Annotated in this window: 11 protein-coding genes; 2 read left to right on the top strand and 9 right to left on the bottom strand. The window is 74.5% G+C overall.

All coding sequences use genetic code 11. From position 1 onward, the window contains the following. Window positions 1-189: 189 nt before the first annotated feature. The 7 genes from ACIOD1_RS20335 to ACIOD1_RS20305 all read right to left on the bottom strand — a co-directional run bounded on the left by ACIOD1_RS20335 (window position 190) and on the right by ACIOD1_RS20305 (window position 7,119). Window positions 190-714 carry a GNAT family N-acetyltransferase gene (locus tag ACIOD1_RS20335; protein WP_365613870.1) on the bottom strand — a complete coding sequence of 175 codons (525 nt, stop codon included), beginning with the start codon at window positions 712-714 and terminating at the stop codon, window positions 190-192. A gap of 25 nt (window positions 715-739) precedes the next feature. After that, window positions 740-1,462 carry a TetR/AcrR family transcriptional regulator gene (locus tag ACIOD1_RS20330; protein WP_365613867.1) on the bottom strand — a complete coding sequence of 241 codons (723 nt, stop codon included), beginning with the start codon at window positions 1,460-1,462 and terminating at the stop codon, window positions 740-742. Window positions 1,463-1,519: 57 nt separating this feature from the next. Next, window positions 1,520-2,563 (bottom strand): PDR/VanB family oxidoreductase, encoded by a 1,044-nt coding sequence (locus ACIOD1_RS20325; RefSeq protein ID WP_365613864.1) that lies wholly within the window; start codon window positions 2,561-2,563, stop codon window positions 1,520-1,522. Further along, a complete protein-coding gene (locus ACIOD1_RS20320) occupies window positions 2,560-3,486 on the bottom strand; it encodes a metal-dependent hydrolase (RefSeq protein ID WP_401903711.1) in 927 nt (308 codons plus the stop codon). Before ACIOD1_RS20320 ends, ACIOD1_RS20325 begins: the two co-directional genes overlap by 4 nt. Before the next feature lie 110 nt (window positions 3,487-3,596). Beyond that, window positions 3,597-5,519, bottom strand: coding sequence for a hypothetical protein (locus ACIOD1_RS20315; protein WP_365613858.1), 1,923 nt, complete (start codon window positions 5,517-5,519; stop codon window positions 3,597-3,599). A 108-nt stretch (window positions 5,520-5,627) separates the two neighbouring features. Then, entirely contained in the window at window positions 5,628-6,422 is a 795-nt protein-coding gene (locus tag ACIOD1_RS20310; protein WP_365614997.1) for a tyrosine-protein phosphatase, read from the bottom strand. Window positions 6,423-6,483: 61 nt separating this feature from the next. Beyond that, a complete protein-coding gene (locus tag ACIOD1_RS20305; RefSeq protein WP_401903709.1) occupies window positions 6,484-7,119 on the bottom strand; it encodes a rhomboid-like protein in 636 nt (211 codons plus the stop codon). Between the two features lie 65 nt (window positions 7,120-7,184). Here ACIOD1_RS20305 and ACIOD1_RS20300 point away from each other — a divergent pair, with 65 nt between their 5' ends. Both ACIOD1_RS20300 and ACIOD1_RS20295 read left to right on the top strand, forming a co-directional pair. Continuing rightward, on the top strand, window positions 7,185-8,015 hold the full coding sequence (locus tag ACIOD1_RS20300) for a hypothetical protein (protein ID WP_401903707.1): 831 nt from the start codon (window positions 7,185-7,187) through the stop codon (window positions 8,013-8,015). A gap of 75 nt (window positions 8,016-8,090) precedes the next feature. After that, complete coding sequence (locus ACIOD1_RS20295) at window positions 8,091-9,575, top strand: PepSY-associated TM helix domain-containing protein (protein ID WP_401903705.1); 1,485 nt, start codon at window positions 8,091-8,093, stop codon at window positions 9,573-9,575. Between the two features lie 84 nt (window positions 9,576-9,659). Here the strand turns inward: ACIOD1_RS20295 and ACIOD1_RS20290 are convergent, their stop codons facing one another. Beyond that, window positions 9,660-10,271 carry a winged helix-turn-helix domain-containing protein gene (locus ACIOD1_RS20290; RefSeq protein WP_401903702.1) on the bottom strand — a complete coding sequence of 204 codons (612 nt, stop codon included), beginning with the start codon at window positions 10,269-10,271 and terminating at the stop codon, window positions 9,660-9,662. 508 nt (window positions 10,272-10,779) lie between these two features. Continuing rightward, window positions 10,780-11,799 carry a glutamine synthetase gene (gene glnII / locus ACIOD1_RS20285; protein ID WP_365613845.1) on the bottom strand — a complete coding sequence of 340 codons (1,020 nt, stop codon included), beginning with the start codon at window positions 11,797-11,799 and terminating at the stop codon, window positions 10,780-10,782. Window positions 11,800-11,819: the final 20 nt, after the last annotated feature.

The raw sequence follows: 11,819 nt of genomic DNA, 5'->3' as shown, positions 1-11,819 counted from the left end.
GGGGGGGGGGGGGCCGCCGGGGGGGGGGGGGGCCCCCCGGCCCCCCCCCCCCCCCCCCCCCGCCCCCGCCCCGCCGGGCCGGGGGGGGGGGGCGGCCCCCCCCCCCCCGCGGCCCCCGGGGGGGGGGGGGGGGGCCCCCGCCCCCCCCGCGCCCCTCCGGTGCGTCCGCCTGCGCGTGGGGTCGCGGCCTCAGGCGTCGAGGCGGCGCTCCAACAGGATCACCCCGTACACCCGGCCGTCGCTGCCCTGCTTCGAGGGGAATTCACCCACCACCCGGTAGCCCGCGCCGCGGTAGTACGCGAGCAGCCGCGGATTGGTCGAGACGCAGTCCAGCCGGGCCCGCTCCCGCCCCGTCCGGGCGATCCGCCGCTCGGCGTGTTCGAGGATCCGCCGCCCGGTGCCGGGGGGCGCCGCCTCCCGCTCCACCATCAGCCGGTGCACGTACCCGGCCACCGGGGGCTGGACGCCCCAGGCCTCCTCGTCGGACCACCACAACTCGTACGCCCCGACGACCTGGCCGTCGCTGTCCTCGGCGAGCCAGACCTCCCCGTCGCGCATCTTCCCCTTGAAGTGCGCGGCGTCCTTCTCGCCGGGCTTCCACTGGTCGATGCCGTGCTTGCGCATCCACCGGGCCGCCTGGTCGTAGAGCTTCACCAGTGTGCCGGCGTCCTTCTCCGCGGCCTGCCGGAACAAGATCCCGTCGTCAATGATCACGCGGGCATTATCTCCGTGCGTCCGCTCAGCGGGGACGCGGCACGGCCCCCGGCCCGGATCCGGGCACCAACGCCGCCAGCCGCCCGACCAGTTCCCCGAAGGGCCCGTCCGCCGGCTCGTCCGCCAGGATCCGTACGAGGATCCCCGCCATCTCCGCGTCGTACGCGGCGCTGACCGCAGCCAGCGCCGCGAAGTCGTGCACCAGCTGCAACTCCAGCTCGGCCCGGGGGATGGTCCGACCGTCCAGCCACAGCAGCGCCGTGGACTCCGCCAGGGACACCCAGGAACGCACCACCAGCACCAACCGGGCCGGCGGGTCCTGGACCCCGATGTGGGAGACGATCTGCTCGTACGCGGCCTGCCGGACGTCGTCGATCATCGCGTTGGTCCGGCTGCTGCCCACCGCCGGGCCCCCGCGCATCAGCGCGGAGAACCCCGGCCCGTGCTCGTCGACGAAGGCGAAGTACCGCCCCATCACCCGCAGCAGCCGGGACCCGAGCGGCCCCTCGCGGGGCTCCACGAACCGCTGCGCCAGCTCGTCCGCCGCCCGCCGCAGGGCCGCCTCGTACAGGCTCAACTTGCCGGGGAAGTAGTGGTAGACGAGCGGCCGGGATATCCCGGCCGCCGCCGCGATCTCGTCGATCGACACCTCGTCGGGGGAGCGGTTGCTGAACAGCTCCAGGGCCACCCCGATCAGCTGTTGCCGCCGCTCCTCGACACCCATCCTGCGCCGCACCCCGGTTGTCATGCCGACACCCTACTCACGGCGCGCCCGGACGGCTCCCGCGGCCGGGGCCCGGACGGTCTACAGGTCCAGCGTCAGCCGGTCCGAGGCCGCGCGCGAGACGCACAGCAGCATCGAGTCCGCCCGCTCCGCGTCGGTGAGGAGTTCGTCGCGGTGCTCCACCTCGCCCGCCAGCACCCGGTGTTGGCAGGTCCCGCAGAAACCCTGCTCGCAGGAGTACGGGGTGTTGGGCAGCACCCGGCGCACCGCCGCCAGGGCGGACTCCTGCGCGCCGACCTCCACCACGCGCCCCGAACGCCCCAGTTCCACGGCGAAGGGTCGCGCCGGGCCCGCCTCGGCCGGGGCGAAGCGCTCCAGCCGGACGGCCGCCGGATCCGGGACGGCCTCGGTCACCGCCCGCATCAGCGGCTCGGGACCGCAGCAGTACACCAGCGTGTCCGGGCCGATCCCGGCGAGGGGGGCCAGGTCGGGGAGGCCCGCCTCGTCCTCGGGCACCACGGTGACCCGGTCCCCGTAGGCGGCGAGTTCCTCCAGGAAGGGCATCGTGGCCCGCGAACGCCCGCCGTAGAGCAGGGTCCAGTCGGCGCCCGCCGCCGTCGCGGCCCGCAGCATCGGCAGGACGGGGGTGATCCCGATGCCGCCCGCGACGAAGGCGTACGAGGGCGCGGGCAGCAGCTCGAACCGGTTGCGCGGGGGCCGCAGCACCAACTCGGCGCCCTCCGCGAGCCGGGCGTGCGCCTCGCGGGAGCCCCCGCGGCCGGTCTCGACCAGCCGGACCGCGATCCGGTACGTCCCCGCGAGCGCCGGGTCCCCGCACAGGGAGTACTGCCGGACCAGCCCCGAGGGCAGCGTGACGTCCACGTGCGCCCCCGGGCTCCAGCCGGGCAGCTCGGCGGACTCCAGCGTCAGGCACAGCACCCCGTCGGCGGGCTCGGTGCGCGAGGCGATCCGCGCCCGCAGCGCCCGGCGCGGGGAGTGGCCCGACACGGGCGTCTCCAGGGCGGGCAGCGGCCACAGGGGGGAGCGCCGGATCCGGCGGCGCAGGGCCCGCCGGGTCAGGGCCGCGGCCCCCACCGCCGCGGTCAGTGCCAGCGCGCGCCTCATGCCGTCACCCCGCCGTCGGCGGCCGGTCCGGCGGGGTGCCCGCCGTTGGCGCCGGGGGAGGAGGCCAGGTAGGCCACCGCCTGGGCCGTGGAGCCCTCCTGGGAGGGGTGGTACGTCCGGGAGAGGTAGGTCGGGATCGACTTGAGCATCGCCCCTGTCGAGGGCAACACCCCGCGCCGGCCCGCGCGGTGGAACTGCCCGAGCGAGGCGGTGGCGGCCTTGAGGTGGGGGTCGTTCTCCATGAAGAAGCGGGACCCGCGCTGCCACAGGAAGACGAGGGCGGTGAAGGCGGTGGCCCAGGTCCGGGCCCGGCGGTGGTAGCCGCCGTCGAGGTGCATGAACAGGTCGAAGGCCACCGACCGGTGCTCGACCTCCTCCGCGCCGTGCCAGCGCAGCAGGTCCAGCATCATCGGGTCGGCGCCCCGGCGGTCCAGCTCACCGGCGTTGAGCACCCAGTCGCCCAGGAAGGCCGTGTAGTGCTCGATGGCTGCGATCAGCGCGACCCGCTCCAGCAGCCACCACTTGCGGGCCCGACCGGGCGGCAGGGTCCGGTCGCCGAGCATCTTCTCGAACAGCCAGTCCACCTGGGCGGTGTAGGGGGTCGGGTCCAGGCCCAGGCGCTTGAGGTGCGGGAGCACGTCGTCGTGGGCGGCGGCGTGCATGGCCTCCTGGCCGATGAAGCCGACCACGGCCGCCCGCAACCGCTCGTCCGTGATGTACGGGAGCACCTGCTTGTAGACGTGCACGAACCAGCGCTCCCCGGCGGGCAGCAGCAGGTGCAGCACGTTGATCGTGTGCCCTGCGAAGACCTCGCCGGGCAGCCAGTGCAGCGGGGTGTCGTCCCAGGAGAAGGCGACGTCGCGGGCCTGGAGCTCCATGTGTTCCGACGCCACGGGAGCGGGCGCGGGCGGCGTATTAGACATGGCGTCAATGTACTGATGGGTACGGGAGAGGAGAACCCCCTTGCACCGCCCAATCCGGAGCCCGGGCCCGACGCCCGCCCGGGCGGACCCGCGCGGGCCCGGTGCACCACCTACCGCAACACCCCGGCCTTCTTGCCGTCCGTCAGCTTCCCCGAGAGGTCCACCTGCGCACCCTCGCGGGCCTTCACGGCCAGCCGGTTGCCGTTCGCCGAGCCGGTCACCCCGCTGCCCGACACCGACAGCGAGGCGAACTGCGCGCTCCCGGCCGCCAGTACGTACCACTGCCCCGCACGCGACTTCCAGAGGACCCCCGCCAACACCCGGGGTTCGCGCGGCCCGCACGCCGCCGAGCCCTCGGCCTTCGCCGCCTGGGCCGCGAGCGAGGCCCCCGGCGCCAGGAACTGCGCCTGCACCCGGTCCGCCGTGCCCTGCCAGGTCTCCGCGCGGGTGCACAGCCAGGTCGCGGTGCCGTCGGCCTCGGGCAACGGCTGCTTCGCGTACGTCCAGGCGTTGACGGTCCGCACCCCGTGCGAGCGCACCGAGGGCAGCAGGCAGGCGATCTTCGCCCACTCGCCCAGCTCCGCCGGCTCGGTGACGTCGCGCGAGGCCCCCGGGGCGCCCGAGGTCAGCCGCGCGGGGGTCAGCTCGCCCAGGTCCGTCACCAGCCGCGTCGCGCCGTCGCCGGTCAGGGACAGCGCGTTCCAGGCCGTGCAGTTGCCCGCCGGAGCGGGGCCCACCACCGGCGGGGTGATGCCGTCCGGGGTGAGCTTGAGCGCGGTCGGCGCATCACCGGGCTTGAGCAGGTCGCGCAGGGCTGCGCCGGTGACCCAGGGCGCCGTCAGGTAGCGGACGTTGCCGTCGACCCGGCTCAGCACCAACGCCGTCGCGGTGTCCGCCGAGGCCCCGTCGGTCCGGGCGAAGTCCAGGGCGGCGCCGGCCGTCCCGGCGCGCGGCTCCGCGTAGCGGACCACCCGCAGCCCGTCGTACAGCAGCACCACCACGGCCTGGTCCACCGCGCCCGCGAACAGCAGCTGCGGCGGCCCCATCGGCGGCCCCGACGGGGTGCCCGGGGTGGCCGAGACGACCACCGCCTTCCCGGGCCGCGCCCACACGGCCAGCGCCCGGCGCAGCAGGGCGGTGTCCTGGACGCGGTCGCCGCGCGCGGGCCAGGCCGAGTAGTCCGTACGGGAGGACGTGTGCCACACCGTCGGCGCGACCCGGGCCAGTTGCCCCGGGTCCAGGGCCTGCTCCGCCGCCGCGTTCAGCGCGTACGGCGGGGCGGCGGGCCCGTCCGAGCCCCAGCCGCCGCCCGGCAGCGCCAACAGCGTCCCGCACACCGCGAGGGCCGCCGCGGCAGCCAGTCCGGCCCGCGCGAACCGGCGCCGGCGCAGCAGGTCGGTGGGCCGGGCCTGGAGCACGCACGGGTCGAACTCAGGGGAGGCGAAGAGGGCGTCGTGCGCCGGGTCCCCCGACTCCGCGACCGCCGCCGCCGGATCCGCCACCCCGGCCTGGGCCAGCACCCGCAGCACGTCGGGCTCCGCGAGCCCCTCCAGCGCCCGCAGCACGCACGCCGCGCGGCCGGGGCCGTTCAGGGTGGCCAGCCACTGGTCCAGGGCCAGCTCCTCGGCCCCGCCCGAGCGCGGGAACAGCCGCAGCCCCCACACCTGCGGGAGCGGCGCGGGCAACTGCCCGCGCAGCGGGAGCGCCTTGAAGCTCAGCGGGATCCCCGCCTCCAGGGCGGAGCGCAGCACCCGCAGGCGGACGTACGCGTAACCGGACTCGGGCCCGTCGATCCCGCCGCGCTGCGCCGGGACCCCGCCCCGCACCGCGCCGGGGTCGGCGGCGCGACGGCCGCGGGGCAGGGCCCGCTGGGTCAGCGAGTGGGCGGTCAGCACCCGCCGGTTGCGGCCGAGGGCGGGCGGCAGCACCAGGTAGGCGAGCCGCACCAGCCGCGGGTAGTGCTCGACGATGGCGGCCTCGGCCTGCTCGACGTCGGGGGGCAGGGGGCGGGTGGCGGTATCCGGCGCAGTCACGTTCAGCAGAACGAGCGATTCGTCGGATGGTCACCCGCCTCCAGCTCACACGTTCGGACGAATCGAGTGAACGGTCGGACGCAGGGTCGGACGCCGGTCGGTGACCGGTCAGGCGACGAGCCGGGCCCGCAGCGCCTCGACGGTCTCGTCCGGGACGCCCAGCCCCTCGCGGACGTACTTCTCCATCGAGCCGTACCGGGTGGCGACCTCGTCGAGCCCCGCCTCCAGGTACGAGGGGAACACGCCGATCAGCGCGAGGGCGATGTCCGGGTCCCCGCCGGCCGCGGTGAAGCCCTCGATCATCGGGGCGAAGGCGGCCTTGACCGCCGGGTTCACCGACATGTACTCGGCCGTCAGGGTGGCCTCGTCGGCGCCGAGCAGCGAGAGGATCACCGTGGCGCCCCAGCCCGTACGGTCCTTGCCGGCCGTGCAGTGGAAGAGCAGCGGGCCCGCCCCGGGGTCGGCGACCTCCTCCAGGAGCGTGCGGTAGGCGGCCTGCGCCGAAGCGGTGCTGACGAACGAGCGGTAGACCGAGCCGAAGAGGGCCTGGGCCTTGCCGCCGCCCAAGTGCTCCTCCGCCACGATGGGATCGGCCAGGAGGTCCTTGAGCTGCGCCGCGGCGGGGGTCTTGGACTCGCCGAGCTTGTCGGCCAGTACGTCGCGCACCAGCAGCCGAACCCCGGCGGGTACCCGGTCCGGGTGGTCGGCGCGCTCGGCTTCGGTGCGGAAGTCGATGACGGTGCGCAGCCCCAGGCCCGCCACCACCGGGTCGGCGTCGAGGTCGAGCCGGTCGAGCGCGGCCGAGCGCAGCACCAAGCCGGGCAGGACGGTCCGGCCGCCCGCGAGCGGGGTGCCGCCGAGGTCGCGGAGGTTGGCGACGGTGGTGGCGGGTGCGGTGGTCATCGTGGCGGCTCCGGCGGTGTGCGACTGGGTCGGGCTGTTCGCGTGGTTCATGGCGATAAGGTCAGGCAAGACTGATTTTCCGATGTTTCGACCCGGAAAGACAATCGACGGCCAGCGAGATCCCGACCCCGAGCCCCAGCGCCACCAGGTGCCCGGCGTCGGTGAAGGTCCGCTCCCGGCGTAGCACCGGTCGGACGGCGACGGCCAGCAGTCCGGCCCGGGCGACGTTGCGCACGGTCCCGCGCGGCAGCGCGGAGGTGAGGGCGCCGAGCACCGCGTTGAACCCGTAGCTCGTCCCCACGTCCACCGCCCGGCGCGTCTCCCGGTCGGCGCCGCGGCGCAGGGCCCCGTAGACGAGCAGGGTCGCGGCGGCGTGCCCGAAGAGGAACACGCCCGCCGTCCACCAGGCCCCGTACGCGTACTCCGCGTACCCGAGGACCGCCACCAACAGCAGCGCGTACGGCAGCGGCATCGGCTCCTCGACCACGCAGGCGCTGCTGAGGAGGGTCGCCCAGCGGCCGGAGTCGAGGTTGTCCACGTTCGTGGAGCAGTCGCGCAGCACGTGCTCGCGCTCCGCCGGAGGCATCCGTTCCAGTACGTGGGCCCCGATCTGGACCCCGGCGGTGTAGAGCGCGCCGCCGAGCGGGAGGGGCCGAGCGGGCCACGGTGACGTGAGCGACCACGGTGAAGGGTTCACCCGATCATGATCGGATACCGCCCTCTTGCCGTGCGCACCGACCCCCGTGGGACGATGACCGGGACATGCCTGGATCCCGTTCCCGCGCGCCGATGCGCGCCACCCGGGCCGCGATGTTCGCGGCGGTGTGCGTGGTGTTGGCGGCGGTGGGGCATTCGTCCATGTCCGGTACGGATCTTCCCCTCGGATGGCTTCTGGGTGCCTTCGCGGTGACCGCCGGGCTGGCCCGGACGGCCACCGGACGACGCTGCGGCCCGGCGGGGATCACCAGCGCGCTGCTCCTCGCCCAAGGGGCCCTTCACCTCGCCTTCTCCTGGGCCGAGGCCCGGATCCCGGCCGGATCCCCGTCTCCGTCCCGGGCGGACGCCCCGGCCGGCGCCGCCGAGGCGATGTCCGGGCACCACCACACGGCGGGCCCGTCGATGCCCGGGGTCGGGGACGCCGCGGCCATGGCGGACATGCCCGACATGGCCGGCATGGCGGACGCCGCCGGGCACGGAGCGGGCGCGGGGGTCGGCGCGGTCGCGGGGGTCGGCCCGGGCGGTGTCGCCGACATGCTCGCGATGGCCGGCCACGGCGGGCTCGCGATGATCGCCGCACACCTCCTCGCCGCCCTGCTCTGCGGCCTCTGGTTGGCCCGGGGCGAGGCCGCCGTCTTCCGGTGGGCCCGGGCCGCGGGCGCCGTCGCCCTGGTGGCGGCCCGACCGCTGTCCCGGGCGCTCGCGCTGCTGCGGACCCGGTCGGCACCCGTACCGGCGCCGCCCGCGCACCGGCCCGCGTACGTACGACCGCGCCGGCTGCGCGGAGCCGTGCACGCCCACACCGCGGTCCGTCGGGGACCGCCCGTCCGGCGAGCGGTCGGCACCACGGCCCCCGGTCTTCCCGCGCGCGCCTGACCGGCGCGTCCCTCTCGGCGAGGGGGGCGAGACCAGGGGCTCCTCACCCTGTCTTCGCCAACCCTTAGGACCGACATGTCCCTCGACGAGCTTTCCGGCGCCCCGACCCCGGATGCCGCCCCTCCCGCACCCCCCGCCCCTCCCGCATCGTCCGCCTCGGTCGCACCCGCCGCCCCGGCCCGGAGCGCCGGCGGATGGGCCGCCCTGCGCCCGCTGCTGCTGCGGATCCACTTCTACGCGGGGCTCCTCATAGCCCCCGTCCTGTTCCTCGCCGCCACCACCGGCCTGCTGTACGCGGGTTCCTGGCAGGCGGAGCGCGTCCTCTACTCCGACGAGCTGACCGTCGCCCGCACCGGCGACAGCGCGGTCCCGCTCGGCACCCAGGTGCGGGCCGCCCAGGCCGCCGCCCCCGAGGGCAAGGTCGTGGCCGTCTGGCCCGCTCCCGAGGCCGACGCCACCACCCGGGTGATCATGGAGCGCCCGGGGCTCGGGGAGGGCGAGACCCTCACCGTGTTCGTCGACCCGTACACCACCGAGGTGCGCGGGCAGCTCACCACCGCCGGCGACGCCCTGCCGCTGCGGGCCTGGCTGAGCGAGTTCCACTCCAGCCTCCAGCTCGGCGAGTTCGGCCGGAACTACAGTGAACTCGCCGCCAGTTGGCTCTGGGTGGTCGCCCTGGGCGGACTCGCCCTGTGGATCGGCCGTCGCCGCTCCCGCAAGGCCGACCTCGTACGGCCCGACCGCAAGGCCACCGGCCGCCGCCGGACCCTGTCCTGGCACGGCGTCGTCGGCCTGTGGGCGGTCGCCGGACTGGTCGTCCTGTCCGCCACCGGCCTGACCTGGTCCCGCTACGCGGGCGAGAACATCGACCGGGTCCAGCAGGGCCTCGGGGGCTCCACCCCCTCGGTTTCCGCCGCCCTGGACGGCTCCGCCGGCGGTTCCGACGAGCACGCCGGGCACGTCATGCCCGACGGCACGACCATGGCCCCGCCGCCGCAGCCCACCGCCGACATCGGCATCGACCGGGCCGTCTCCGCCGCCCGCGCCGCCGGGATCACCGAGAGCCTGCGCGTCACCCTGCCGGCCGAGGGCAACGGCTACGTGGTCAAGGAGACCGACAAGACGGTTCCGGTCCACCTGGACGCGGTCGCCGTGGACCCGGCCGACGGCCGGATCATGGACGAGCTCCGCTTCGCCGATCACCCGTTGCTCGCCAAGATGACCCGCTTCGGCATCGACCTGCACATGGGGCTGACCTTCGGCCTCGCCAACCAGATCGCCCTGGCCGCCCTCGCCGTTGCCGTGATGTTCCTGATCTTCTGGGGCTACCGCATGTGGTGGATGCGCAGGCCCACCAAGGAGCGCACCCGCTCCGTGGGCCGCCCGCAGCCGCGCGGCGCCTGGCGCAGGCTGCCGATGACCGTCCTGCTGCCGTTCGCCGCGGTGACGGCGCTCGTCGGCTGGTTCGTCCCGATGCTCGGCATCAGCCTGCTGGTGTTCCTCGTGGTCGACGCGGCCCTCGGGTCCGCCGCCGCGCGCAGGGCCGCGAAGGCGGCGTAACCCCCCGCGCGCTCCGGGACGCACGCACGGTGGGCCCGTACTCCGCTCGGGAGTACGGGCCCACCGTCAGGTCCGGAGTGCCCGTCAGGGCGCGTACTTGTAGCCGACCCGACGCACGGTCTGGATCGCCCCGCGCCGGGAGGTGCCCAGCTTGCGCCGCAGCCGGGCGATGTGGACGTCGACCGTCCGACCGTCCCCGACGTGACCGTAGCCCCACACCGTGGTCACCAACTGGTCGCGGCTGTGCACCCGGTGGGGGTGCGCCACGAGGTGGGAAAGGAGCTCGAACTCCAGGTACGTCAGGTCCAGCACCCGTCCGTCCACCTCGGCGGTGCGCTGCGCCGCGTCGATGCGGACGAGCGAGTCGCCGCTCGTGACGGCGGTCGTGGCCGCCGCCGCCGCGGGCGCGGGCGTCGCGGCGGGAACGGACTGCGGGGCGAAGGCGATCGACTGCTGATCGGCCGGTACGAGGACCAGGTAACCGATCATCGGCGGCTGGCCCGGCAGCGTCGGCAGGGTGTGCTGCGGCGCGGGGAACCAGGTGGCGCCGGGCGGGAGCAGGTCCACCACGCGGGCCACTTCGTCCCGGTCGACCGAGCGCAGTCGGTGGCGCGGACTGGGCGGGAAGGCCGGGTACGCCGGGGCGACGGAGGTCGCGGCGGAAGCGGAGGAAGGGAAGGAACGGGTGTTGGACATGAGTGGTCAGCTCTTTCACGCGGAGTGGTCGGCAGGAGACGTACGTACGCGTTCGTTCGTTCGTCGGTGTCGTACCGCGCAGACCGAAGGCCTCGGGGAGGTCCGATGGTGAAGGGGTCCCGGGAGGTTTTAGAGGGCCGGCGCGTTCTTCGCGCGGCAACACACCCGGTCGAAATCGTGATCCTGACGGGAGGGCCAGAACGGCTCCAGGTCTCTGCGACCTGTCAGGGAGTGCGAATGGCTGGCCATGCGGCCATTCAAGCAGATGTAGGGGGCCCAGGGCAGACCCCGTCTCAGCCAATGGATCGGAATCTCAAATTCCGCGTTCTGGTGTGTGTCGCTCCATTACATTCCCGACAAAACATCAACCGCCCGGCCCTCATGGCCCTCGACGACGAAGCGGCGCCCGCCCGCCCCGGAACGGGGGAGGGTGGACGCCGCGTGCGTCACGGGGAGCGGACCGGACGGATCCTCGGACGGATCGGTCGGGGCGCCCGGGGCTGACGGATCAGACCAGGCCGTCCTTCTCCAGGGCGGTGCAGCAGGTGTCCGTGATCAGGCGGGTCACCACGTACGGGTCCACGTTCGCGTTCGGGCGGCGGTCCTCGATGTAGCCCTTGCCGTCCTTCTCCACCTGCCACGGGATGCGCACCGAGGCGCCGCGGTCGGAGACCCCGTAGCTGAACTCGTTCCACGGAGCCGTCTCGTGCAGACCCGTCAGGCGTTCGTCGATGCCCGCGCCGTAGTTCTTGACGTGGTCCAGCGGCTTGCTGCCCTCGCCCAGCGACTCACAGGCCGAGACGATCGCGCGGTAGTCCTCGCGCATGGCCCTCGTGGAGAAGTTGGTGTGGGCGCCCGCGCCGTTCCAGTCGCCCTTGACCGGCTTCGGGTTCAGCGTCGCGGAGACGTTGAAGTCCTCGGCGGTGCGGTAGAGCAGCCAGCGCGCGATCCACAGCTGGTCGGAGACCTCCAGCGGCCCGACCGGGCCCACCTGGAACTCCCACTGGCCGGGCATGACCTCGGCGTTGATGCCGGAGATCTCCAGGCCCGCCGCCAGACAGTGGTCGAGGTGCTTCTCGACGATCTCGCGGCCGAAGATCTCGTCCGAGCCGACACCGCAGTAGTAGCCGCCCTGCGCCGCCGGGAAGCCGTTGACCGGGAAGCCCAGCGGGCGGGTCCCGTCGAAGAACGTGTACTCCTGCTCGATGCCGAAGATCGGGGCCTGCGAGGCGAACTTCTCGGCGACCGGGCGCAGCAGCGCGCGGGTGTTCGACGCGTGCGGGGTCATGTCGATGTTCATGACCTCGCACAGGACGAGGAGGTGGTCGCCGCCGCGGATCGGGTCCGGGCAGGAGAACACCGGCTGCAGCACGCGGTCGGAGGCGTGGCCCTCGGCCTGGTTCGTGCTCGAACCGTCGAAGCCCCAGATCGGCAGTTCCGCGCCGTCGGCCAGGATCCTCGTCTTGGAGCGAAGCTTCGCCGTCGGCTCGGTGCCGTCGATCCAGATGTACTCAGCCTTGTAGCTCACGGGCCCCATCCTGACTCTGC

Origin of the sequence: Streptomyces sp. NPDC088097 (assembly GCF_044741845.1) — a bacterium.
GTDB lineage: Bacteria > Actinomycetota > Actinomycetes > Streptomycetales > Streptomycetaceae > Streptomyces.
This window is presented reverse-complemented; position numbering and strand designations above follow the sequence as displayed.

What these genes read in the sequence shown, in the direction of transcription:
- ACIOD1_RS20320 (WP_401903711.1), bottom strand. Translation starts at nt 3,486, where the DNA reads ATGTCTAATACGCCGCCCGCGCCCGCTCCCGTGGCGTCGGAACACATG.
- ACIOD1_RS20330 (WP_365613867.1), bottom strand. Translation starts at nt 1,462, where the DNA reads ATGACAACCGGGGTGCGGCGCAGGATGGGTGTCGAGGAGCGGCGGCAA.
- ACIOD1_RS20325 (WP_365613864.1), bottom strand. Translation starts at nt 2,563, where the DNA reads ATGAGGCGCGCGCTGGCACTGACCGCGGCGGTGGGGGCCGCGGCCCTG.
- ACIOD1_RS20295 (WP_401903705.1), top strand. Translation starts at nt 8,091, where the DNA reads ATGTCCCTCGACGAGCTTTCCGGCGCCCCGACCCCGGATGCCGCCCCT.
- ACIOD1_RS20290 (WP_401903702.1), bottom strand. Translation starts at nt 10,271, where the DNA reads ATGTCCAACACCCGTTCCTTCCCTTCCTCCGCTTCCGCCGCGACCTCC.
- ACIOD1_RS20310 (WP_365614997.1), bottom strand. Translation starts at nt 6,422, where the DNA reads ATGACCACCGCACCCGCCACCACCGTCGCCAACCTCCGCGACCTCGGC.
- ACIOD1_RS20300 (WP_401903707.1), top strand. Translation starts at nt 7,185, where the DNA reads ATGCCTGGATCCCGTTCCCGCGCGCCGATGCGCGCCACCCGGGCCGCG.